Source organism: Pseudomonas sp. o96-267 (genome assembly GCF_003935465.1).
Lineage (GTDB): Bacteria > Pseudomonadota > Gammaproteobacteria > Pseudomonadales > Pseudomonadaceae > Aquipseudomonas > Aquipseudomonas sediminis.
In genome coordinates, this window is sequence record NZ_RHQP01000010.1 from 20,515 (window position 1) to 42,123 (window position 21,609).

At 63.7% G+C, this 21,609-nt stretch carries 21 protein-coding genes; 14 read left to right on the plus strand and 7 right to left on the minus strand.

All coding sequences use genetic code 11. The annotated features are described in order from the left end of the window. Positions 1 to 188 precede the first annotated feature (188 nt). On the plus strand, positions 189 to 638 hold the full coding sequence (locus tag EGJ86_RS08865) for an N-acetyltransferase (protein WP_125834827.1): 450 nt from the start codon (positions 189 to 191) through the stop codon (positions 636 to 638). A gap of 36 nt (positions 639 to 674) precedes the next feature. Then, complete coding sequence (locus tag EGJ86_RS08870; protein WP_125834828.1) at positions 675 to 1,193, plus strand: glycine cleavage system protein R; 519 nt, start codon at positions 675 to 677, stop codon at positions 1,191 to 1,193. A gap of 312 nt (positions 1,194 to 1,505) precedes the next feature. Here the strand turns inward: EGJ86_RS08870 and rarD are convergent, their stop codons facing one another. From rarD to EGJ86_RS08895, 5 genes are all read right to left on the minus strand, one after another. Continuing rightward, positions 1,506 to 2,399: an EamA family transporter RarD gene (gene rarD, locus EGJ86_RS08875; RefSeq protein ID WP_125834829.1), complete on the minus strand. Its 894-nt coding sequence runs from the start codon at positions 2,397 to 2,399 to the stop codon at positions 1,506 to 1,508. Between the two features lie 218 nt (positions 2,400 to 2,617). Next, positions 2,618 to 3,592 carry a serine/threonine protein kinase gene (locus tag EGJ86_RS08880; RefSeq protein WP_125834830.1) on the minus strand — a complete coding sequence of 325 codons (975 nt, stop codon included), beginning with the start codon at positions 3,590 to 3,592 and terminating at the stop codon, positions 2,618 to 2,620. 98 nt (positions 3,593 to 3,690) lie between these two features. Beyond that, positions 3,691 to 4,455 carry a TOBE domain-containing protein gene (locus EGJ86_RS08885; protein ID WP_125834831.1) on the minus strand — a complete coding sequence of 255 codons (765 nt, stop codon included), beginning with the start codon at positions 4,453 to 4,455 and terminating at the stop codon, positions 3,691 to 3,693. A 61-nt stretch (positions 4,456 to 4,516) separates the two neighbouring features. After that, a complete protein-coding gene (locus EGJ86_RS08890) occupies positions 4,517 to 5,257 on the minus strand; it encodes a ComF family protein (RefSeq protein WP_125834832.1) in 741 nt (246 codons plus the stop codon). A gap of 43 nt (positions 5,258 to 5,300) precedes the next feature. Beyond that, the gene (locus EGJ86_RS08895) at positions 5,301 to 5,594 is read right to left on the minus strand and encodes a hypothetical protein (protein ID WP_017675774.1); all 294 of its coding nucleotides are present in this window, start codon (positions 5,592 to 5,594) and stop codon (positions 5,301 to 5,303) included. 196 nt (positions 5,595 to 5,790) lie between these two features. Between EGJ86_RS08895 and bioB the strand changes: the two genes are divergently transcribed. The 10 genes from bioB to EGJ86_RS08945 all read left to right on the plus strand — a co-directional run bounded on the left by bioB (position 5,791) and on the right by EGJ86_RS08945 (position 16,950). Beyond that, positions 5,791 to 6,849 carry a biotin synthase BioB gene (gene bioB / locus EGJ86_RS08900; RefSeq protein WP_125834833.1) on the plus strand — a complete coding sequence of 353 codons (1,059 nt, stop codon included), beginning with the start codon at positions 5,791 to 5,793 and terminating at the stop codon, positions 6,847 to 6,849. Between the two features lie 88 nt (positions 6,850 to 6,937). Continuing rightward, the gene (gene bioF / locus EGJ86_RS08905; RefSeq protein WP_125834834.1) at positions 6,938 to 8,107 is read left to right on the plus strand and encodes an 8-amino-7-oxononanoate synthase; all 1,170 of its coding nucleotides are present in this window, start codon (positions 6,938 to 6,940) and stop codon (positions 8,105 to 8,107) included. Next, positions 8,100 to 8,822, plus strand: a complete 723-nt coding sequence (locus EGJ86_RS08910; protein ID WP_125834835.1) for an alpha/beta fold hydrolase — start codon at positions 8,100 to 8,102, stop codon at positions 8,820 to 8,822. Before bioF ends, EGJ86_RS08910 begins: the two co-directional genes overlap by 8 nt. Then, positions 8,815 to 9,660, plus strand: a complete 846-nt coding sequence (gene bioC, locus EGJ86_RS08915) for a malonyl-ACP O-methyltransferase BioC (RefSeq protein WP_256672393.1) — start codon at positions 8,815 to 8,817, stop codon at positions 9,658 to 9,660. The genes EGJ86_RS08910 and bioC overlap by 8 nt, the downstream gene beginning before the upstream one ends. A gap of 58 nt (positions 9,661 to 9,718) precedes the next feature. After that, positions 9,719 to 10,405, plus strand: a complete 687-nt coding sequence (bioD, locus tag EGJ86_RS08920; RefSeq protein WP_125834836.1) for a dethiobiotin synthase — start codon at positions 9,719 to 9,721, stop codon at positions 10,403 to 10,405. Between the two features lie 99 nt (positions 10,406 to 10,504). Beyond that, positions 10,505 to 10,804: a hypothetical protein gene (locus EGJ86_RS08925; RefSeq protein WP_099525878.1), complete on the plus strand. Its 300-nt coding sequence runs from the start codon at positions 10,505 to 10,507 to the stop codon at positions 10,802 to 10,804. Positions 10,805 to 10,858: 54 nt separating this feature from the next. Next, positions 10,859 to 11,596 (plus strand): putative metalloprotease CJM1_0395 family protein, encoded by a 738-nt coding sequence (locus tag EGJ86_RS08930; protein ID WP_125834837.1) that lies wholly within the window; start codon positions 10,859 to 10,861, stop codon positions 11,594 to 11,596. Between the two features lie 169 nt (positions 11,597 to 11,765). After that, positions 11,766 to 13,571, plus strand: coding sequence for a phenylacyl-CoA dehydrogenase (locus EGJ86_RS08935; protein ID WP_099525876.1), 1,806 nt, complete (start codon positions 11,766 to 11,768; stop codon positions 13,569 to 13,571). Between the two features lie 115 nt (positions 13,572 to 13,686). Further along, positions 13,687 to 15,006: a GGDEF domain-containing protein gene (locus EGJ86_RS08940; RefSeq protein WP_372237964.1), complete on the plus strand. Its 1,320-nt coding sequence runs from the start codon at positions 13,687 to 13,689 to the stop codon at positions 15,004 to 15,006. A 165-nt stretch (positions 15,007 to 15,171) separates the two neighbouring features. After that, on the plus strand, positions 15,172 to 16,950 hold the full coding sequence (locus EGJ86_RS08945; RefSeq protein ID WP_125834838.1) for an acyl-CoA dehydrogenase C-terminal domain-containing protein: 1,779 nt from the start codon (positions 15,172 to 15,174) through the stop codon (positions 16,948 to 16,950). Positions 16,951 to 17,009: 59 nt separating this feature from the next. Here the strand turns inward: EGJ86_RS08945 and EGJ86_RS08950 are convergent, their stop codons facing one another. Together EGJ86_RS08950 and EGJ86_RS08955 are read right to left on the minus strand one after the other, a co-directional pair. Then, positions 17,010 to 18,314 carry an OprD family porin gene (locus EGJ86_RS08950; RefSeq protein ID WP_125834839.1) on the minus strand — a complete coding sequence of 435 codons (1,305 nt, stop codon included), beginning with the start codon at positions 18,312 to 18,314 and terminating at the stop codon, positions 17,010 to 17,012. A gap of 267 nt (positions 18,315 to 18,581) precedes the next feature. Further along, positions 18,582 to 19,172 (minus strand): HutD family protein, encoded by a 591-nt coding sequence (locus EGJ86_RS08955; protein WP_125834840.1) that lies wholly within the window; start codon positions 19,170 to 19,172, stop codon positions 18,582 to 18,584. 227 nt (positions 19,173 to 19,399) lie between these two features. On the opposite strand from EGJ86_RS08955, the gene hutI reads away from it, so the two are divergent. Together hutI and hutG are read left to right on the plus strand one after the other, a co-directional pair. Continuing rightward, on the plus strand, positions 19,400 to 20,617 hold the full coding sequence (gene hutI, locus EGJ86_RS08960) for an imidazolonepropionase (protein WP_125834841.1): 1,218 nt from the start codon (positions 19,400 to 19,402) through the stop codon (positions 20,615 to 20,617). Next, complete coding sequence (gene hutG / locus EGJ86_RS08965) at positions 20,607 to 21,542, plus strand: formimidoylglutamase (protein ID WP_125834842.1); 936 nt, start codon at positions 20,607 to 20,609, stop codon at positions 21,540 to 21,542. Before hutI ends, hutG begins: the two co-directional genes overlap by 11 nt. The last annotated feature ends 67 nt before the right edge of the window (positions 21,543 to 21,609 follow it).

Genomic DNA, 21,609 nt, shown 5'->3' on the forward strand with positions numbered 1-21,609 from the left:
AGCGTCAGTCTGCGACCAAAAGACTATTTATGGTCACATTTAGTGCGCTGTGCGTGCAAAAAAGTGCGCTATTGTTCCACAAAATAAGCAAAATCGTACACGATTAATTGAGTTGGCTGCTGACAAGTGCGCCGATATGGCCTACGCCACCTCGCCTATACTGCCTTTCAGTCATTCCGGAGCCTGCCATGACGGTATCCGCTGTTGTTGCTGCTGACCTTGTTGATCTCACCCGTCTGTTCGTCGGCTACCTGCGCTTCTACCAAGTGCCGCGGGACGCGGCGGAAGTTGCCAGCTTTCTTGGCCAGCGCCTGCAGCGTGGAGATTCGCAGTTGTTCATCGCCCGCGACGAGCAGGGCGCCGCGCAGGGCTTCGTGCAGCTTTATCCCTTTCAGTCCTCGTTGGCGCTGGAACCGGCCTGGTTGCTCAGTGATCTGTATGTCGACGAACGCGCCCGCCGCTCGGGTGTGGGCGAGGCATTGATGAACGCCGCCCGCGCACATGCCGAGGCGACCGGCGCCTGTGGTCTGCAACTGGAAACGGCGAAAACCAATCTGGCCGGCCAGAGCCTTTACGAGCGACTTGGCTACGTGCGTGACGAACAGTTCTTCACCTATTGGTTGTCGCTGCGCGGCTGACCTTTTCGAACCCTATGTGAACGAGTGAGGTAGTACATGGATCATCTGGTACTGACGGTGATTGCCGAGGACCAACCTGGCTTGGTCGAGCGCTTGGCGGGTTGTGTAGCGACCCACGGCGGCAACTGGCTGGAGAGCCGCATGGCGCGCATGGCCGGGCAGTTCGCCGGGATCGTGCGGGTGGATGTACCGGCCGAGGCCCACGGCGGCCTGATCCAGGCGCTCGAAGCCCTCAGCGCGCAAGGCATTCGCGTGCAACTGGCGGCCAGCAGCAGTGAGCCGGGCGGGCGCTTCACCGCGATTCGCCTGGAATTGGTGGGTAACGACCGGCCCGGTATCGTCCGCGATATCACCCGCGTGCTGGCCGAACAGGGCGTCAATTTGGAGAGCCTGCTGACCGAGGTGGCGCCAGCGCCGATGAGCGGCGAGTTGCTGTTCACCGCCGAAGCGCTGCTGGCCGTGCCGGAGACGCTGGCGCTGGAGCAATTGCAGGCACGCCTGGAAACCCTGGCCGATGACCTGATGGTGGAGCTGAACCTGCGCGCTGAGGATTGATATCCACGGTATGCGTGGATCAGCCTGTGGATAAACTGGGGAGCCCCGGCGCACAGCTTAGTGCCCCGGGGTTTTTCATGGGCTGACTAAAAATTCAGCAGGATCAATAGCTTGTGCACAAAGGCCGGGGATGGAGCTGTGGATAAACCGGGGATGAAAGGCGCCGCGCCAGGGCTGGCGAGGCTTGGCGCTGGGTGGATGTTTTCTGTTCAGCGAGTGCTAGCAGGAAAGCCGGTGCACACGGCTTAGGTGGACCCGCGACACCTTGCGGCTTCCGCGACCTGCGCAGGGTGCGCTGTGCGCACCAGCCTTTTACTGCGTTGAGCGCTTGCGCAGGTTAAGCCAGATATCCAGGCTATACACAAAAAGCCCTGCCCAGATGCAGGCGAATGCCAGCAGGGTGCTCGGCGAGAAGTGTTCATCGAACAGCAGAATGGCCTGCAGCAACACCAGGGTCGGAGCCAGGTATTGCAGGAAGCCCAGCGTGGTGTACGGCAGATGCCGCGCCGCGGCGTTGAAGCACACCAACGGCACCAGAGTGATCGGCCCGGCGGCGGCCAGCCAGAGTGCCTCGCTGCTGGTCCAGAAGCTGGCCTGGCTGCTCATCGCTGTAGGGTGCAGAACCAGCCAGGCCAGCGCCACCGGCACCAGCAACCAGGTTTCCACTACCAATCCGGGCAGTGCCGCCACGGGCGCCTGTTTGCGGATCAATCCATAGAAGCCGAAGGTCAGCGCCAGCACCAGCGATACCCAGGGCAGGCTGCCGACCTGCCACAGTTGTTGCAGCACGCCTATCGCGGCCAGCGCCACGGCCAGCCACTGCAGGCGACGCAAGCGCTCACCGAGAATCAGCAGGCCGAGCAATACGTTGATCAAGGGGTTGATGTAGTAGCCCAGGCTGGCCTCGATCATGCGGTCGTTGTTCACCGCCCACACGTACACCAGCCAGTTGGTTGCGATCAGCAGGCCGCAGCCGGCCAGCACCGCCAGGCGTTTGGGGTTGTCGCGCAGCTCGCGCCACCAGCCAGGGTGCTTCCAGACGAGCAGCAGCAGGCCGCCGAACAGCGCTGACCAGAGCACGCGGTGCACGATGATTTCCATCGCCGGCACGCTTTGCAGGGCTTTGAAGTAGAGCGGGAACAGGCCCCAGATGATGTAGGCGGTAAGGCCCAGAACGTACCCGCGTTGCGGGTTGGCGGTGGCCATCGAGAATCCTTGGTTAGGCAGCTAACGGTTGCTGCGAAATTCTAGCGCTCTGGCCTCTGCCTTGTCTGTTCGTTCAGCTTTTTATGTATACCGAAACGCCGGCAAAGTCGTAAGGCAAACTTTACGCGGTGCGCGCAACTGTATGGGTGCGAGGACGTGGCGCGGTCGGTGCGTAGCCCGGATGCAATCCGGGAACTGCGCTCCCGGATTGCATCGGCTCAGAACAGTCGCAGCGGCTCTTCATCCAGTGCGGCCATCTGTTCGCGCAGGGCGAGAATCTGGTCGCCCCAGTAGCGCTCGCCGGCAAACCAGGGGAAGGCCAGGGGGAAGGCCGGGTCGTCCCAGCGGCGGGCGATCCAGGCGCTGTGATGCATCAGACGCAGGGCGCGCAGGCCTTCGATCAGCGGCAGCTCGCGGGCGGCGAAGTCGTGGAATTCCTGGTAGCCGTCGACCAGCTCGGCCAACTGGCCAAGGCGTTCATGACGTTCGCCGGCCAGCATCATCCACAGGTCCTGCACAGCCGGGCCCATGCGGCAGTCGTCGAGGTCGACGACATGGAAGGCGTCGTCGCGGTGCAGCAGGTTGCCTGGGTGGCAGTCGCCGTGCAGGCGAATCGGCGTATAGCGCACGCGGGCGAACAGTTCATCGAGGCGGGCGAGCAGATCGCGCGCTACCGACTCGTAGGCCGGCAGCAGGCTGCGCGGCACGAAGCCGCCATCGAGTAGAGACGCCAGGGCTGCATGGCCGAAGTTGTCCACCGCCAGGGTTTCGCGATGAGCGAAAGGACGGCTGGCGCCGATGGCATGCATGCGTCCGAGCAGCTGGCCAAGGCGGTACAGCTGATCCAGGTTGCCCGGCTCTGGCGCGCGGCCGCCCCGGCGCGGGAATAGGGCGAAGCGGAAGCCGCCGTGCTCGAACAGTGTCTCGCCATCGCGCGCCAGGGGCGCCACCACCGGGACCTCGTGCTCGGCCAGCTCGGCGCTGAAACTGTGCTCCTCGCGGATTGCCGCATCGCTCCAGCGATCCGGGCGATAGAACTTGGCGATCAGCGGTGTTTCGTCCTCGATGCCGACTTGATAGACGCGGTTCTCGTAGCTGTTGAGTGCCAATACGCGGGCGTCGCTGAGGTAGCCAAGGCTCTCCACGGCATCGAGCACCAGATCCGGGGTGAGGGTGGAAAAGGGATGGCTCATGAACGGCTCCGCGTGAGTGGGCGCCCAGTCTACCGGCTTGCGCTGAACCTAGGGCGGGTGTAACCCGCCGTTGGCGTTATTAGCGAGTTGCAGCCGCCCTACAGTTGCGTACCGAGCAGCACCTGGCTGGCGGCGAACTGTGCGCGCACCGGGTCGCCGACGCGCAGGCCCAGCTCGGCCAGGCGAGCGGATTCGAGCAGGGCGCACAAGGTCTGACCATTAGGCAGGCTGATGCGCACGTCGCTGGGGCCGTCGCTGGCCGGCAGAATCTGTTCGATACGGCCTTCGAGAGCATTGTGCTGTTCTGCTGGCGGTGCATCGAGTGGCTGCAGTTCCAGCCAGCCAGCCTTGATCAGGGCGACCACGCCGCTGCCTTCGCTCAGTTGCAGGTTCTCGGTGCTGTCATGGGTGATCTGCGCTTGCAGGCGGCTGCCGCCGGGCAGTTCGATATCGATCAGGTCGTTGTGGCCGTGGGCGTGAATCGCGCGCACGCGGCCGGTGAGCTGGTTACGCGCACTGGTGCGCAGCATCAGGCGGTCGAGCAGCGCCAGGTCGGCGTCGTCACCGGCGGCCTGCAGCAGTTGCACCTGCAGCGCCTGCAGGCGTTGTTGCAGTGCCAGCAGACGTTCGCCAGCGGGTGTCAGGCGTGCACCGCCGCCGCCTTTGCCGCCGACGTTGCGGCTGACCAGGGGCTGCTCCGAGAGGTTGTTCAACTCGTCGATGGCGTCCCAGGCGGCCTTGTAGCTCAGCCCGGCGGCTTTGGCGGCGCGGGTGATGGAGCCTTGTTCGGCGATCTGCTCGAGCAGGGCCAGGCGTTTCGGGCGGCGGCTGAGCAGTTGGGCGAGGGGATCGAGCTGCGACATGATTGAGGCGTGGCCAGGAAGGATGTCGGGCAAGGTGCGTGACTGCGCCTAGCGCGTCAAGTCAGGCGTCCCCCGGCCTTGGCGTGCGGGCCAGGCAATACACATCGACGCGCAGGGCGCCGGCGCGACGCAGCAGGTGGGCGAGCACGCCCGCCGTGGCGCCGGTGGTGAGCACGTCATCGACCAGCGCCAGGTGAGCGCCAGCCACCTTGGCCTGCAGTTCCAGGCTGAAGGCCTGACGCAGATTGCGCTTGCGCGTCGCGGCATCCAGCCCTTGCTGTGCGGGCGTATCGACACGGCGCTCGAGCCAGTCACGCTCTACCGGCAGGTCGAGTCTGGTGCTCAGCCAGTCGGCGAGCATCTGCGCCTGATTGAAGCCGCGTCGCCGCTGGCGCTTGCGGGCCAGTGGGACGGGCAACAGTGCCTGGGGGCGGGGCAATCCTTCATCGAAGGCGTGGTGCAGGTGCTCGGCCAACAGCTCGGCGAGCAGACGGCCGTACGGCCATTGCGCCTGATGCTTGAAGCGGGTGATCAGATTGTCGACGGGAAAGGCATAGCGCCAGGGCGCTTCCACGCGGCTGAAACTCGGTGGCTTGTTCTGGCACGCGCCGCAGATCATGCCGTGGGCCGGCAATGGCACCGCACAGATCTGGCAATGCGCACCGAGCCACGGCAACTCGGCCTCGCAAGCCGTGCAGACCGCGTGCGTGGGGTGATCGGTGGTTTCGTCGCAAAGCTGGCAATGGCGGCGCGGTCGCAGCCAGGGGAGGCGTTGCAGGAGGGTTGGGTCGAACGCTGGCATCGCGGCTCATCCATGAGCGGTGGTGCCAGAAGTGTAGTTCGCGTCAGCGGATGAGCCAGCCCATGACGATCAGGCCGAGAAACAGCCAGATCACTCCGCCGATGATCGAGCCGCGCAGCAGTGAACGAGCGCCGCTGAACAGGAACAGCAGCCCGATGATCAGCAGGATGATGCTGAAGATCGACACGTCCATGCCAATGGCCCTGGCCATACCCTGGAGAAAGTCGTCGATGGCATCGGCCATGGCGCCTAGCACGCCGGACAACATGTCGACGATGAAACGGATGGCGCGACCCAGCGCTTCGCCGAGCCCTTCAAAAAAACCTTCAACCTGCATGCAGAACATCCTGTGGGAGGGGTAAGCATTTGGCCTTGTGCCATGACATAAGTTCTATTGGTTGTTAATTGACCATATGTAAACCTGTGTCTTTGTCGTGGTTGACAGCATCCAATCGCCACTTATGATGGCCAAAGCCTGAATGCCCCGTGTGGGCCTGACAACAGATGCCACCAAGCGTCGAAGGACTTCTCAGATGAGCGCAACCGCTGCAATCACCACCCGTCACGACTGGAGCCTCGCCGAGGTTCGCGCGCTGTTCGAGCAGCCTTTCAACGACCTGCTGTTCCAGGCGCAGGGTGTCCATCGCCAGCACTTCGACCCGAATCGCGTGCAGGTCTCGACCCTGCTGTCGATCAAGACCGGCGCCTGCCCGGAAGACTGCAAGTACTGCCCGCAGTCCGGCCACTACAACACCGGCCTGGACAAGGAAAAGCTGATGGAAGTGCAGAAGGTCCTGGAGGCGGCCGCCGAGGCCAAGGCCATCGGCTCCACGCGTTTCTGCATGGGCGCCGCGTGGAAGCATCCGTCCGCCAAGGACATGCCTTACGTGCTGGAAATGGTGAAGGGCGTGAAGAAGCTCGGCCTGGAAACCTGCATGACTCTTGGTCGCCTCGATCAGGAGCAGACCCAGGCGCTGGCTGACGCAGGCCTGGACTACTACAACCACAACCTCGACACCTCGCCGGAGTTCTACGGCAGCATCATCACTACCCGCACCTACGGCGAGCGCCTGCAGACCCTGGCTTACGTGCGCGAGGCCGGGATGAAGATCTGCTCGGGCGGCATCCTCGGCATGGGCGAGTCGGTGGATGACCGCGCCGGGCTGCTGATCCAGCTGGCCAACCTGCCGGAGCACCCGGAAAGCGTGCCGATCAACATGCTGGTCAAGGTCAAGGGCACGCCGCTGGCCGAGGAGAAGGACGTCGACCCGTTCGACTTCATCCGCACTTTGGCCGTGGCACGGATCATGATGCCGAAATCCCACGTGCGCCTGTCTGCCGGCCGCGAGGCGATGAACGAGCAGATGCAGGCCCTGGCCTTCATGGCGGGCGCCAACTCGATTTTCTACGGCGAGAAGCTGCTGACCACCGCCAACCCGCAGGCGGACAAGGACATGGCCCTGTTCAAGCGCCTCGGCATCAAGCCTGAGGAGCGCGAAGAGCACGCCGACGAGGTGCACCAGGCGGCCATCGAACAGGCGCTGTTCGAGCAGCGCGATTCCAAGCTGTTCTACAACGCCGCTTCGGCCTGATTCCTTTTATGTGGGAGCGAGCTCTGCTCGCGAATGACCTCCTGTCCTGGTCTTTCGCTCGCGACGCTCGCTCCTACGGAAAACGTGCATGAGCTTCGATCTTGCTACGCGCCTGGCCGAGCGCCAGGCCGCCGATCTGTTCCGCCAACGCCCGCTGTTGCAGACCCCGCAGGGGCCGCAGGTGCGCGCGGACGATCAGGAGCTACTGGCCTTCTGTTCCAATGACTATCTAGGCCTGGCCAACCACCCCGAGGTGATCCGCGCCATGCAGCAGGGCGCGGAAAAATGGGGCGTCGGCGGCGGCGCATCGCATCTGGTGATCGGCCACAGCACCCCGCACCATGAGCTGGAGGAGGCCCTGGCCGCGTTCACCGGCAGGCCGCGTGCGCTGCTGTTCTCCACCGGTTACATGGCCAACCTGGCGGTCGTCACCGCCTTGCTCGGGCAGGGCGACAGCGTACTGCAGGATCGTCTCAACCACGCCTCGCTACTCGATGCCGGCCTGCTCTGCGGAGCGCGATTCTCTCGCTACCTGCACAACGACGCAGTGAGCCTGGCCAACCGCCTGCGCAAGGTCACTGGCAACTGCCTGGTGGTCACCGATGGCGTGTTCAGCATGGACGGCGATCTGGCCGATCTACCGGCCCTATGCGCCGAGGCGCGTGCCGCTCAGGCCTGGGTGATGGTCGATGATGCCCATGGCTTCGGCCCGCTGGGCGCCACCGGCGGCGGTATCGTCGAGCACTTCGGTCTGGGCCAGGATGACGTGCAGGTGCTGGTCGGCACACTGGGCAAGGCCTTTGGTACCGCTGGCGCCTTCGTCGCCGGCAGCGAGGAGCTGATCGAGACGCTGATTCAGTTCGCCCGGCCCTACATCTACACCACCAGCCAACCGCCGGCGGTGGCCTGCGCCACGTTGAAGAGCCTGGAGCTTCTGCGCAGCGAAAGCTGGCGTCGCGAACACTTGCAGCGGTTGATCTCCCGCTTCCGTCAGGGCGCCGCCGAGATCGGCCTGAGCCTGATGGACAGTCCCACCCCGATTCAGCCGATTCTGGTCGGCGACAGTGCGCGTGCGCTCAAGCTGTCTGCGCTGCTCAAGGATCGCGGCCTGCTGGTCGGCGCGATTCGCCCACCGACCGTACCGGCTGGCAGCGCCCGTTTACGCGTGACCTTGTCTGCTGCGCACAGCGATGCGCAGCTCGAACTGCTACTCGAGGCTCTGGCCGAGTGCTGGCCGCAGGTGCAGACCGATGCGTGAGACGCTGATTCTGTTGCCGGGCTGGGGCCTGGACGGCGCCTTGCTGCAACCGCTGGCCAAGGCGTTGGGTGGCGATATGCAGGTGCAGGTGCCAGCCCTGCCGCGACTGAGCAGTGCGGCCGCTGCCGACTGGCTCGACGAGCTGGATACGCGTCTGCCGCATGATTGCTGGCTGGCCGGCTGGTCACTTGGCGGTATGCTCGCCGCCGCCCTGGCTGCGCGTCGTGGCAAGCGCTGCCGTGGCTTGATCACCTTGGCCAGCAATGCCTGTTTCGTCGCCAGCGATACCTGGCCGACGGCCATGCCGGCACAGACCTACGCAGCCTTCTACGAGGGCTGCCAGGAGAAAGCCGGCGCTACGCTCAAACGTTTCGCCATGCTCTGTGCCCAGGGTGGCGCTGACGCGCGCGGCCTGTCACGGCAGTTGCAAAGCCATCTGTCGACCAGCGACGAGTCCGCTCTGCTGGCCGGGCTGCGCCTACTGGCGAGCCTGGACAATCGCGCTGCGCTGGCCGCGTATAACGGGCCGCAATTGCACCTGCTGGCCGAGCAGGATGCGCTGGTGCCAGCAGCGGCAGGCGACGCACTGCTGGCGCTGTTGCCAGCGGGTGAGGTGGACGTGCTGGAAGAGTGCGGCCATGCCTTCGTGCGCGAGCAGGCAGATACCCTGGCGGTCTTGATGCTCGATTTCATCCGTGAGGCCAGTGATGTCTGAGCTGCGTGTGGCGCCTCATGAGTTCTCTGGTGCGCACGGTGCACCCTACGGAGATGTGGCGTTGCCGGACAAGCGTCAGGTTGCCGCGTCGTTTTCCCGTGCGGCAGCCAGTTACGACTCGGTGGCCGAGCTGCAACGCAGTGTCGGCAACCAGCTGCTGGCGCGTTTGCCTGCTTCGCTACAGCCGCGACTGTGGCTGGACCTGGGCAGCGGCACAGGCCATTTCACCCGCGCCCTGGCCGAACGTTATGCACCGAGCGAGGGCCTGGCGGTGGATATCGCCGAGGGTATGTTGCGCCACGCCAGGCCTCAGGGCGGTGCTGCGCATTTCATTGCCGGCGATGCCGAAGCGCTACCGCTGCAAAGCGCCAGCGTCGATCTGCTGTTCTCCAGCCTGGCGCTGCAATGGTGTGCCGATTTCCCGCGCGTGCTGAGCGAAGCACAGCGGGTGTTGCGCCCCGGTGGCGTGCTGGCGTTTTCCAGCCTGTGCGCGGGTACGCTGCAGGAACTGCGTGACAGCTGGCTGGCGGTCGACGGCCTGGTCCACGTCAATCGCTTCCGCCATTTCGAGGCCTATCAGCATATGTGCAAGGTCAGTGGCCTGCAGGTGCTGGCGCTGCAACGCGAGGCGGAGGTTCTGCACTTTCCCGATCTGCGCAGCCTGACCACCTCGCTCAAGGACCTCGGTGCGCACAATCTCAACCCGGGGCGTCCGGGTGGGCTGACGGGGCGCTCGCGCATTCGTGCACTGATCGAGGCTTACGAGCACTTCCGTCAGCCGCAGGGACTGCCAGCCACCTATCAGGTGGTGTACGGCGTGCTGCAGAAGCCTTCCTAGGCACGAACCTCGCTCGTCAACCCGCTTCGCGAGCAGAGCTCGCTCCCACGAGGATCAGATGACCCAAGCCTACTTCGTCACCGGCACGGATACCGAAATCGGCAAGACGACTATCGCCGCTGGCCTGCTCCATGCGGCGCGTCAGCAGGGCCTGAGCACCGCAGCGGCCAAGCCGGTCGCTTCCGGTTGCGTGCGAACCGCCGATGGGCTGCGCAACGACGACGCGCTGGCCTTGCTCGCCCAGTGTTCATTGCCGCTGCACTATGAAGAGGTCAACCCGCTGGCCTTCGAGCCGGCCATTGCCCCGCACCTGGCCGCTCGCGAAGTGGGCATCAAACTGGATGTCGCCAGCCTGCTGCCGCCGGTGCAGGCGATCCTGGCCAGGGGCGCGGATTTCTCGCTGGTGGAGGGCGCAGGCGGCTGGCGCGTACCGCTGGCCGGTGAGGAAAACCTGTCGGACCTGGCCGTGGCATTGGCTATCCCGGTGATTCTGGTGGTGGGTGTACGCCTGGGTTGTATCAACCACGCGCTGCTGAGCGCAGAGGCGATCGAGCGTGATGGGCTGAAGCTGGCCGGCTGGGTGGCCAATATCGTCGAGCCGAAGACCTCACGTCTGGAGGAAAACCTCGCCACCCTCACCGAGCGCCTACCAGCGCCTTGCCTGGGGCGTGTGCCACACCTAGGCAAGGTGACGGCCGCTGCGGTGGCGGAACACCTCAAACTGGAGTTGCTGGCTGACTGGTAATAAACAGCAAACTGACCATAGCCTTTTGCCTGTACGTTTTTTAGCCGATTTCTGCTTCAATACCTGTTATCAGGTTCTACATCCCTCAGGGGGCTGCCGATGGAAATCTCCGCCAACGCATTCAATTCGGGTTTGAACGGTATTCAGGCCGGGCAACGCCGTGTCGAACAGGCCGCCGGTGATATCGCCAGCAACACCATCAACCCGTCGCAGCAGACGACTCAGACCCCACCGCAAAACCAGGTCAATCCGAGTTCGCAGGTATCCGAGCGTAACCGCCCTGACTTGACCGAAAGCCTCGTGGCGCTGCGTGTCGGTGAAAACGAAGTGCGCGCCAATGCACGTGTCGTCGACACCGCCGACGAGGTGCTGGGCACCCTGATCGATACCCGCGCTTAAGTCGTCTCACCCCGGCCGCGTGGATGCGGCCAGCAGCGGGGCAGGAGGGCGATCATGCAGATTGGCAGCAGCCTGCCACCGTTCACTCCCGCGCCGTCCGTCAGTTCGGCAAGGCCTCTGTCGTCCGACGTTTCCCCTGATATTGCCCGTGCCGATCAGGCACCTGTTGCGGCGCCGCAGGAGCAGCAAGCCGACTCCGCGGCATCCGGTCGAGAGGAAGCGGATCGCGAGGCCAACCCATCGAACCGCGCAGAAAAATCCGAGCCAAGCCCTCAGGAGCAGCGCCAGCAACAGCTGGAAATCGCCGACCTCGTGCAGCGTGATCGTGAGGTCCGTACCCACGAGCAGGCGCATGCTGCCGTTGGCGGGCAATACGCGGGAGCACCGACCTACAGTTTCAAGCGTGGCCCCGATGGGCAGCGTTACGCTGTTTCCGGTGAAGTCAGCATCGATACCGCTCCCATTCCCAATGACCCCGAAGCGACGCTACGCAAGATGGAAATCGTCCTGCGCGCAGCGCTCGCGCCCATCGAACCTTCCCCGCAGGACTTGCGCGTAGCCGCTCTGGCCCAGGCGCAAGCGGCGCAGGCACGCGTCGAACTGGCCGAGTTGCGGCGTGACGAGGCCAGCGGTACCGACGCGGAGGGCAAGCCGGATGACACGGCTCGACCCGCCGATGAGCCGTCGGCCGAGCAGTCGCAGCAGGCTTCGCCGCCAGCGCCTAATCTTGATCTGTATCGGCGACTGGGTGAATTGCCTGCGCCGGAGCCCCGCATCGATCTGGTCGCGTAGTCGGCCGATTGGCAGCGCTTGACAAGGGGGTGGCGTAAACGTATGTTTCAAACGCCTGTTTGATTGCTTCGGCCGCAGCCTCGTGGCCAGGCAGCCGGGAGTGATCCCGAGAGCGACCGCCAAGACGGTCACCCCAACTACTAGGAATCCACCGCAGAGGTTTACCGTTATGCCTGACTACAAGGCCCCCTTGCGTGACATTCGTTTCGTTCGCGACGAACTGCTGGGTTATGAAGCGCACTACCAGAGCCTGCCTGGCTGCCAGGACGCCACTCCAGACATGGTCGACGCCATCCTCGAAGAAGGCGCCAAGTTCTGCGAGCAGGTTCTGGCTCCGCTGAACCGTGTGGGTGACACCGAGGGCTGCACCTGGAGCGAATCCGGTGTGAAAACCCCGACTGGCTTCAAAGAGGCCTATCAGCAGTTCGTTGAAGGCGGCTGGCCGAGCCTGGCGCATGACGTCGAGCATGGCGGCCAAGGTCTGCCTGAGTCGCTCGGTCTGGCTGTCAGCGAGATGGTCGGTTCGGCCAACTGGTCCTGGGGCATGTACCCGGGCCTTTCCCACGGCGCGATGAACACCCTGAGCGCTCACGGCACCGACGAGCAGAAGCACACCTACCTGACCAAACTGGTTTCCGGCGAGTGGACCGGCACCATGTGCCTGACCGAGCCGCATTGCGGTACCGATCTGGGCATGCTGCGCACCAAGGCCGAACCGCAGGCCGACGGCAGCTACAAAGTCTCCGGTACCAAGATCTTCATCTCCGCGGGTGAGCACGACATGGCCGATAACATCGTCCATATCGTTCTGGCCCGTCTGCCCGATGCGCCGGCCGGTACCAAGGGTATCTCGCTGTTCATCGTGCCGAAGTTCCTGCCCAATGCCGAAGGCGGCGTAGGCGAGCGCAACGCCGTTTCCTGTGGCTCCATCGAGCACAAGATGGGCATCCACGGTAACGCCACCTGCGTGATGAACTTCGACGGCGCCACTGGCTACCTGATTGGCCCGGCCAACAAGGGCCTGAACTGCATGTTCACCTTCATGAACACCGCTCGCCTGGGTACCGCGCTGCAAGGCCTGGCCCACGCCGAAGTCGGCTTCCAGGGTGGCATCAAGTACGCTCGCGAGCGTCTGCAGATGCGTTCGCTGACTGGCCCGAAAGCGCCGGAAAAAGCCGCTGACCCGATCATCGTGCACCCGGACGTACGCCGCATGCTGCTGACCATGAAGGCGTTCGCCGAAGGCAACCGCGCCATGGTCTACTTCACCGCCAAGCAGGTGGACATCGTTCAGCACAGCCAGGACGAAGAAGAGAAGAAAGCTGCCGACGAACTGCTGGCTTTCCTGACCCCGATCGCCAAGGCCTTCATGACCGAAGTGGGCTTCGAGTCCGCTTCTCACGGCATGCAGATCTATGGTGGCCACGGCTTCATCAGCGAGTGGGGCATGGAGCAGAACCTGCGTGACTGCCGCATCTCCATGATGTACGAAGGCACCACCGGCGTTCAGGCGCTCGACCTGCTGGGCCGCAAGGTGTTGATGACCCAGGGCGGTGCCCTGAAGAACTTCACCAAGATCGTCCACAAGTTCTGCCAGGCCAACGAAGGCAACGATTCCGTCAAGGAATTCGTCGAGCCGCTGGCCAAGCTGAACAAGGAGTGGGGCGACATCACCATGAAAGTCGGCATGGCTGCGATGAAAGATCGCGAAGAAGTCGGTGCCGCCTCCGTGGACTACCTGATGTACTCTGGCTACGCCTGCCTGGCCTACTTCTGGGCCGACATGGCGCGCCTGGCTGCCGAGAAGCTGGCTGCCGGTACTGGCGACGAGGCTTTCTACAAAGCCAAGCTGCAGACCGCTCGCTTCTACTTCGCGCGCATCCTGCCGCGTACCCGCACGCATGTCGAAGCCATGCTGTCGGGCGCCAGCAACCTGATGGAAATGGATGAAGAGCACTTCGCGCTCGGCTTCTAAGACCTGATCGGTTGAACCACAACGCCGCCCCCTGGGGCGGCGTTGTCGTTTTTGCGCTGGACACTGAAGGGAATGTCGCATCCTGTCGCTGTTTTCAAGAGTCGAAGCAGGCAGAATGCCTCCATCTCTCGCTCAGGATGTCAGCGTGATCCGTCTGGCCAATTTGCGCCTCAGTCACTTCTATTCGTCGTTGCCCTTGCTGGTCGGCGGGTTGGTGGCTGCACGCTTGCCGGTGCTGAGCGAGTTCTTCATCTCCCTGTTCAATGTATTGCCGACGTTGCTGTTGCTGCTCGGCGGCGCGTTCTGTCTGGTCTATGGCCGTCAGCGGGAAATTTTCCTGCTGCTGGTGCTGTATGTCGGCTACTTCCTGCTGGATATCCAGGTCGATCACTTTCGTGACAATGGCCAGATCCGCGACGATGCGGTTCTGGTCTTCCATCTGATCTGCCTGTTGCTACCACTGCTCTATGCCCTCTACGGCTGCTGGGAGGAGCGTTCGCACCTGCTGCAGGACATGTTCGCCCGCGCCCTGATCTTGCTGGCAGTCAGCGCGGTGGCCTTTGGTTTGGCGCACCGTTATCCGCAGGGTATTGCCGACTGGTTGGCTAAGATTCACTGGCCATCGTTGCATGGCGCCTGGATGAGCCTGGCGCAGTTGGTTTACGTGGCGTTCCTGGTCGCCTTCATCGCCCTGCTGGTGCAGTACCTGCGTCGGCCAAGGCCGCTGCATGCCGCGCAACTGGTGGGGTTGATCGGTTTGCTGTGGATGCTGCCGCAGGTGTTCATCCTGGCCAATGCGCTGCAGGTGATGATCAGCATGGTGATGCTCATGCTGGTCGCGGCGGTAGCGCACGAGGCCTACCAGATGGCCTTTCGTGACGAGCTCACCGGGCTGCCGGGACGGCGCGCGCTCAACGAGCGTCTGCAGCGCCTGGGGCGTGATTACGTGATTGCCATGGTCGATGTCGATCACTTCAAGAAATTCAACGATACCCACGGCCATGATGTGGGGGATCAGGTGTTGCGTCTGGTCGCCAGCCAGATGCGCAAGGTCGGTGGCGGTGGCAAGGCCTACCGCTATGGCGGTGAGGAGTTCACCTTGCTGTTTCCTGGCAAGACCGTGGAGCAATGCATGCCGCACATGGAAGCGGTGCGTATAGGCATCGAGCAGTACCGCATGCAACTGCGCGACTCGCAAAGCCGGCCGCGCGATGATCGTGAAGGCAAGCAGCGTCGGGCCGGCAAGACCGCCAGCGAGGTATCGGTGACCGTGAGCATGGGCGTCGCCGAGCGTCAGGCCGAGCAGCGCACTCCGCAGGAAGTGATCAAGGAGGCGGACAAGGCGCTGTACAGCGCCAAGGCCGCCGGGCGCAATTGCATCCGTAGCGCCGGTCAGCGTCGCGGCGCCGTTAAGCTGGCCGCCGGACGCGAATAGCGGCGCTGGCAGACGAGCGGTCAGCAGGTTTTTTCCTCGCCCTTGGTCAATCAGATACTTGGTGACCTTTTGTGAATTTATAGTCACAAAAAGACCCTATGTGTCTATAAAGTTGTTCAAGTAAACTCGGTCCTCTCACGTAAGTCCGTTTTTCGAGGATGTGTCATGGCCGATTACAAAGCCCCCCTGCGCGACATGCGCTTCGTGCTCAATGAAGTATTCGACGTCTCCACGCTCTGGGCAGAGCTGCCGGCCCTGGCCGAGGTGGTCGATGCCGAGACCGCCAGCGCCATCCTGGAAGAAGCTGGCAAGGTCACGGCGGGCAGCATCGCCCCGCTGAACCGTAGCGGTGACGAAGAGGGCTGCTCCTGGGACAACGGCGCGGTGAAAACCCCTGCCGGTTTCCCCGAGGCCTACCAGACCTACGCCGAGGGTGGCTGGGTCGGTGTTGGCGGTTCGCCGGAGTTCGGCGGCATGGGCATGCCCAAGGTGATCGGCGCCCAGGTCGAGGAGATGGTCAACTCGGCCAACCTGTCCTTTGGTCTGTATCCGATGCTGACCGCCGGCGCCTGCCTGTCGATCCTCAACCACGCCAGCGAAGAGCTGAAGGCGCAGTACCTGCCGAATATGTACGCCGGCGTCTGGGCCGGTTCCATGTGCCTGACCGAGCCGCATGCCGGTACCGACCTGGGCATCATCCGCACCAAGGCCGAACCTCAGGCTGACGGCAGTTACAAGATCAGCGGTACCAAGATCTTCATCACTGGTGGCGAGCACGACCTGACCGAGAACATCATCCATCTGGTGCTGGCCAAGCTGCCGGACGCACCGGCTGGCCCGAAAGGCATCTCGCTGTTCATCGTGCCCAAGGTGATGGTCAATGCCGACGGCTCCCTCGGAGAGAATAACTCGCTGGGTTGCGGCTCCATCGAGCACAAGATGGGCATCAAGGCCTCGGCCACCTGCGTGATGAACTTCGACGGTGCCACCGGTTACCTGGTCGGTGAAGTGAACAAGGGCCTCAATGCCATGTTCACCATGATGAACTACGAGCGCCTGGGCGTTGGTATCCAGGGCCTGGCCCTGGGCGAGCGCAGCTACCAGAGCGCCATCGAGTACGCCCGCGAGCGTATTCAGAGCCGCGCGCCGACCGGCCCGGTGGCCAAGGACAAAGCCGCCGACCCGATCATCGTGCATCCGGACGTGCGTCGCATGCTGCTGACCATGAAAGCGCTGAACGAGGGCGGTCGCGCCTTCTCCAGCTACGTTGCCATGCAGCTCGACACCGCCAAATACAGCGAGGACAAGGCCACCGCCCAGCGCGCCGACGAACTGGTCGCTCTGCTGACGCCGGTAGCCAAGGCGTTCCTCACCGACATGGCGCTGGAAACCACCGTGCATGGTCAGCAGATCTTCGGTGGCCACGGCTTCATTCGCGAGTGGGGCCAGGAGCAGCTGGTGCGTGACTGCCGCATCACCCAGATCTACGAAGGCACCAACGGTATCCAGTCGCTGGACCTGATGGGGCGCAAGATCGTCGGCAGCGGCGGCAGCTTCTACAAGCACCTGGCCGACGAGATCAAGGGCTTCGTCGCCTCGGCTGACGCCAACCTCGCCGAGTTCACCAAGCCGCTGGCGGCTGCCGTGCAGAACCTCGATGAGCTGACCGCCTGGGTGCTGGACCGTGCCAAGGGCAACCCCAACGAAATCGGCGCTGCTTCGGTCGAGTATCTGCACGTGTTCGGCTACACCGCCTATGCCTACATGTGGGCATTGATGGCACGTGCTGCGATCGGCAAGGAAGGGCAGGACGAGTTCTACGCCAGCAAGCTGGGCACTGCGCGCTTCTACTTCGCCCGCCTGCTGCCGCGCATTCACTCGCTGAGCGCATCGGTCAAGGCAGGTAGCGAATCGCTGTACCTGCTGGACGCTGCGCAGTTCTGATTCAACGCGGTGCGTACACAAGCCCCGGCCTGAGTGCCGGGGCTTGTGCATTTACAGGGTCAGAAAATCTCGTACGGGAACTCGATGATCAGGCGAACCTGATCGGAGGACACGTCGGACTTGCCGTTACCGATGCGGTGAGTGGCCTGACGTAGCTTGAAGGACAGGTCCTTGGCCGGGCCGCTCTGCACCACATAGCCCACGGCGAGATCGCGTTCCCAGTGGTCTTCGCTGTCCGCGTAATAGGCATAGGGGCTGCTCGGGTCCATCTTGCTGCCATCGACGTCGGTACCGCGGATGTAGCGGGCGTGGAAGGTCAGGCCGGGCACGCCATAGCTGGCCATGTTGAGGTCGTAGAACAGACCCCAGGAACGCTCGTTCGGACCGTTGAAGTCCACCAGCTGCGAGGAGTTCGCCAGGTAGATGGAGTCGTGGAAGGTGCCTGGGCCCATGCCCAGGTAGTCGAACGGCTGGTCGCCGTTGATGCGCTGGTGGGTCACCTTGAAGGTGTGCGCGCCGACGGTATAGGCGGCGGCGAACGACCAGGCGGTGACGCCGATCTCGCCGGCCAGCTTGCGGCCTTCGTCATTCGAGCGATAGATGTTGAAGTCGAAGTTCAGGCTCTGGTCGTCACTTAGCGGGTAGGTGTAGTTGGTGTTGGCGTAGTACTGACGCCAGATGTCCTTGTACTCCGAGCCATAGAGGCTGACGCTGAGGTTGTCGGTGATGGCGTAGTTGCCGCCGACGAAGTCCACGGTATCGGTGCTGACGCCGGCATAGGATGCGTAGAAATCATCATTGCTGTTGGTGCTGTTGAAGTCCTTGGAGGCGGTCATGTGTCCGGCTTCGAGGTCCAGGCCTGTCCACTCTGAGCTGGTCAGCCAGAAACCGGTAGCGGTGCCTGGAACCAGACGCGCGTCGGCCGGTGCGAAAACCGGGTTGTAAGGACGCAGGTTGTTGCCATAACGCAGTTCGGTGTTGGACAGGCGCATCTTCACCGAGGCGCCTGCAGAGCCTGCTGCGTCCTTGGTACCTTCGCCATCCGGTACCAGTACGCCCGCCTGTCCGGAGTATCCACGACCACCATCGAGCTTGATCGCCGAATAGGCGCTCAGGTCGACGCCGAAACCAACGGTGCCCTGGGTGTAGCCAGACGTGTAGTCGAGGCGAAAACCCTGACCCCATTCACGCCGGTCAGCAGCGCCGCCATGGCGGTCGTGATTCCAGTAGATGTTGCGAGTCATGAACTTCAGGTGACTGTCTTCGATGAAACCCTGGCTTTCGGCCTGATCGGCCAATGCCAGTGGTGCCCCCGTTGCGGTGCTGATGGCCAGGGCCAGTAGTGTTTTTCTGCGAAATGACATGGCTTGCTCTCCGTATGTTGTTAGACATCGTTGGCGGCAGAGAAAGGGGTGTCGCGTCCTCCCTTGGTAGGGCGAGAGTGTTGAAAGGGCCGATGTGCTGGCCGTGAAGCAGCGAATCCCCCGAGTTCGCATGCGGCGAACCCGGGGGAGGGTACGGAGGTGACGGGTGAGGTAATGGGCGAGAGCGACGGTCAGCGATCAGATACCGACGTGATGGCGCATGGGCATCGGGTGGAGGTCGTTTTTGGCGTCCAGCGGTTCTGGCCCTCAGCCTCTGCGCATTCGGCCAACGTAGAGTGGTGATGGCTGATCACTTTCCAGTGTGAGGCGCCCCTGCTCGTTCTCCAGCAGCACACCGCTGTGTGCTGCCAGTACCTGCTGACCGCCCTCTGGCAGTTGATAGTGCAGAGCTTCGGGTGCGGCATTCCACAGCAGCAAAAGCTCGGCGTCGTTCACCAGTACTTGCTCGCCCTGCAGCCGCACCAGGCGCAGCTCATGGCTCCAGACGCCGCGACGGGTCATCAGATTGAGGTCGGTGATCGGGCCGCCCAGCAACTGCGCGCTGATCGCCTCTTCGCCCCTGAATACTGCGATGGCGTCACCGCTAAGCAGCATTTCGCGTCGCCCGTCGGCGCGTTGCAGGCACATGCCGTCACCAGCGAGCACGGCCAGGCTGCGGTCGATGCCCGGGAAGCTGGAAAAGGCACCATCCACTGCCACCTGAGCAGTGCTGATGCGCCAGGCGAAACCCTCCAGGCCGGCATCCGCTGGCGAAATGGCCAACTCAACTGTGGTGCCGCCACCGTTCTTCCAGGGCATCGCACGAGCGGTTGCGGTGTCTAGCAGGATGCAGGGCATGATCTCTCCAAATGTATATACATTGTGATTGAGCGACAAACGGTCCCGATCACAAAGTTGACGAAGATGTCTTCAGATAGAGGCCGGTCAGGCTCTATTCAGCGCTATCAAGGCGTGCTGCATATGCCTTGCCTGGTCTTGTGATCATAAGGTCAGGCCGTTGCTCACGGCTTGACGCCGATTCGATCCACTCATATTGTATATACAAAACAAGCCGGGAGAATCCCATGTCGATGCATTCCACCTCGAAACAGCTCTGGCGCGATGTGCAGGTCTTCGATGGCCTGGCGCAGTTGGGCGAGGCGATGAACCTGCTGGTCGAGGACGGTTGCATCGCCGGCCTGTGGCCGTCGCGCACCTTCGACGAGGCGCTGGCTCAGGGTGCAGTCGAAGCTGGGCGTGGCGGCGTGATGACCCCCGGACTGGTCGATTGCCACACCCATCTGGTTTACGCCGGTGATCGTGCCGGTGAATTCGAGCAGCGTCTCGAAGGCGTCAGCTACGAAACCATTGCCCGCAACGGTGGCGGCATTCTCAGCAGCGTGCGCGCTACCCGGGCTGCCAGCGAAGACGAGCTGATCGCCGCCAGCCTGTCGCGCCTGGATGCCCTGCTGGCCGATGGCGTGACCACGCTAGAGATCAAGTCCGGCTACGGCCTGACCGTTGCCGACGAGCTGAAGATGCTGCGCGTGGCCCGTCGCCTGGGCGAGCTGCGTCCGGTGCGAGTACTCACCACGCTGCTCGGCGCCCATGCCCTGCCGCCGGAATATGCCGGGCGCGCCGACGATTACGTCAGCCTGGTCTGCGACGAGATGATCCCGGTCGCTGCCCGTGAAGGGCTGGCCGATGCAGTGGATGTGTTCTGCGAGGGCATCGGCTTTTCTCCGGCGCAGTGCGAGCGCATCTATCAGGCAGCCCAGGCCCATGGTCTGGCGATCAAGGCGCACGCCGAGCAACTGTCCAACCTCGGCGGTAGTGCTCTGGCCGCAAGCTACGGCGCGCTGTCTGCCGACCATATCGAATACCTGGATGAGCCCGGCGTGCGCGCCATGGCCGAAGCCGGCACCGTTGCCGTGTTGCTGCCTGGCGCCTTCCACGTGCTGCGCGAAACCCAGCTGCCGCCCATTGAGTTGCTGCGCCAGTACGGCGTGTCGATGGCGGTGGCCAGCGACGCCAATCCCGGCACTTCACCGATCTGCATGCCAACGCTGATGGCCAACCTGGCCTGCACCCTGTTTCGCCTCACCCCGCGCGAAGCCCTGGCCGGCATGACCGCCCACGGCGCCCGCGCCCTCGGCCTGCCAGATCTCGGCCGCATTGCTGTCGGCGCGCCAGCGGATCTGTGCCTATGGGATATCCAGCAACCGGCCGAACTGGCCTACGCGGTACAGGCCGGGCGTCTGCGCCAGCGCGTGTTCAATGGAGTCGTGACCTATGCTCGCTGATCGTCACAGCATGGCCGCCTGGAGCGGCCGTACCGATCCGGAAACCGACAGCGCGCGCTGGCACCAGCGCATCCAGGCGCTGGCAGAAAACAGCCAGCCTGGCCTGGCCCTGCTCGGCTTTGCCTGCGACGAAGGTGTGCGCCGCAACCATGGCCGTGTCGGCGCCGCCGCTGCGCCGCAAAGCGTGCGCAAGGCCCTGGCCAACCTGGCCTGGCACCGTCAGGCGCCTGCCTATGACGCCGGTGACGTGACCTGCGAGGACGGCGACCTGGAAGCTGCCCAGGCGCGCCTTGGCCAAAACGTCTGCGCACTGCTGGACGCCGGCCATCTGCCGCTGGTGATCGGCGGCGGTCACGAAGTGGCGTTCGGTAGCTGGTCGGGTCTGGCCGAGTACCTGAGTGGCAACCCTGCGCCGAAGATTGGCATCGTCAATTTCGACGCCCATTTCGACCTGCGCGACCCGGCCCATGTGCATTCCTCCGGCACGCCCTTCGCGCAGATCGCCGAGCAGTGCGCTGCACGCGGCTGGCCGTTCCGCTATGCCTGCCTCGGCGTCAGCCGCGCCAGCAACACCCGCGCGCTGTTCGCCCGCGCCGCCGAGCTGAACGTGCTGGTGCGTGAGGATCACCAGATTCGCGAGTCGACACTCGATGCCATCGGTGCTGAGCTGGACGCCTTCGTCGCCGAGTGCGACGCGCTCTACCTGACCATCGACATCGACGTGCTGCCGGCCTGCGAAGCGCCAGGCGTCAGCGCGCCAGCCGCCCGTGGCGTGCGCCTGGAGCTGCTGGAGCCGCTGCTCGAACGGCTCAAGGCCAGCGGCAAGCTGCGCCTGGCCGACCTGGCCGAGCTCAACCCCGAATACGACATCGACAACCGCACCGCCAAGGTGGCTGCGCGGCTTATTCATCTGCTCAGCCTCTGAGCCCGACGCCTTCCCGCACAACAACAATTACGAGGAAACACCGATGTTCATCACCGCCCGCCGTGGC

Bases quoted from the DNA above. Each gene is read 5' to 3' on its own strand.
- EGJ86_RS08865 (WP_125834827.1), top strand. From the start codon at position 189: ATGACGGTATCCGCTGTTGTTGCTGCTGACCTTGTTGATCTCACCCGT.
- EGJ86_RS08870 (WP_125834828.1), top strand. From the start codon at position 675: ATGGATCATCTGGTACTGACGGTGATTGCCGAGGACCAACCTGGCTTG.
- rarD (WP_125834829.1), bottom strand. From the start codon at position 2,399: ATGGCCACCGCCAACCCGCAACGCGGGTACGTTCTGGGCCTTACCGCC.
- EGJ86_RS08880 (WP_125834830.1), bottom strand. From the start codon at position 3,592: ATGAGCCATCCCTTTTCCACCCTCACCCCGGATCTGGTGCTCGATGCC.
- EGJ86_RS08885 (WP_125834831.1), bottom strand. From the start codon at position 4,455: ATGTCGCAGCTCGATCCCCTCGCCCAACTGCTCAGCCGCCGCCCGAAA.
- EGJ86_RS08890 (WP_125834832.1), bottom strand. From the start codon at position 5,257: ATGCCAGCGTTCGACCCAACCCTCCTGCAACGCCTCCCCTGGCTGCGA.
- EGJ86_RS08895 (WP_017675774.1), bottom strand. From the start codon at position 5,594: ATGCAGGTTGAAGGTTTTTTTGAAGGGCTCGGCGAAGCGCTGGGTCGC.
- bioB (WP_125834833.1), top strand. From the start codon at position 5,791: ATGAGCGCAACCGCTGCAATCACCACCCGTCACGACTGGAGCCTCGCC.
- bioF (WP_125834834.1), top strand. From the start codon at position 6,938: ATGAGCTTCGATCTTGCTACGCGCCTGGCCGAGCGCCAGGCCGCCGAT.
- EGJ86_RS08910 (WP_125834835.1), top strand. From the start codon at position 8,100: ATGCGTGAGACGCTGATTCTGTTGCCGGGCTGGGGCCTGGACGGCGCC.
- bioC (WP_256672393.1), top strand. From the start codon at position 8,815: ATGTCTGAGCTGCGTGTGGCGCCTCATGAGTTCTCTGGTGCGCACGGT.
- bioD (WP_125834836.1), top strand. From the start codon at position 9,719: ATGACCCAAGCCTACTTCGTCACCGGCACGGATACCGAAATCGGCAAG.
- EGJ86_RS08925 (WP_099525878.1), top strand. From the start codon at position 10,505: ATGGAAATCTCCGCCAACGCATTCAATTCGGGTTTGAACGGTATTCAG.
- EGJ86_RS08930 (WP_125834837.1), top strand. From the start codon at position 10,859: ATGCAGATTGGCAGCAGCCTGCCACCGTTCACTCCCGCGCCGTCCGTC.
- EGJ86_RS08935 (WP_099525876.1), top strand. From the start codon at position 11,766: ATGCCTGACTACAAGGCCCCCTTGCGTGACATTCGTTTCGTTCGCGAC.
- EGJ86_RS08940 (WP_372237964.1), top strand. From the start codon at position 13,687: ATGCCTCCATCTCTCGCTCAGGATGTCAGCGTGATCCGTCTGGCCAAT.
- EGJ86_RS08945 (WP_125834838.1), top strand. From the start codon at position 15,172: ATGGCCGATTACAAAGCCCCCCTGCGCGACATGCGCTTCGTGCTCAAT.
- EGJ86_RS08950 (WP_125834839.1), bottom strand. From the start codon at position 18,314: ATGTCATTTCGCAGAAAAACACTACTGGCCCTGGCCATCAGCACCGCA.
- EGJ86_RS08955 (WP_125834840.1), bottom strand. From the start codon at position 19,172: ATGCCCTGCATCCTGCTAGACACCGCAACCGCTCGTGCGATGCCCTGG.
- hutI (WP_125834841.1), top strand. From the start codon at position 19,400: ATGTCGATGCATTCCACCTCGAAACAGCTCTGGCGCGATGTGCAGGTC.
- hutG (WP_125834842.1), top strand. From the start codon at position 20,607: ATGCTCGCTGATCGTCACAGCATGGCCGCCTGGAGCGGCCGTACCGAT.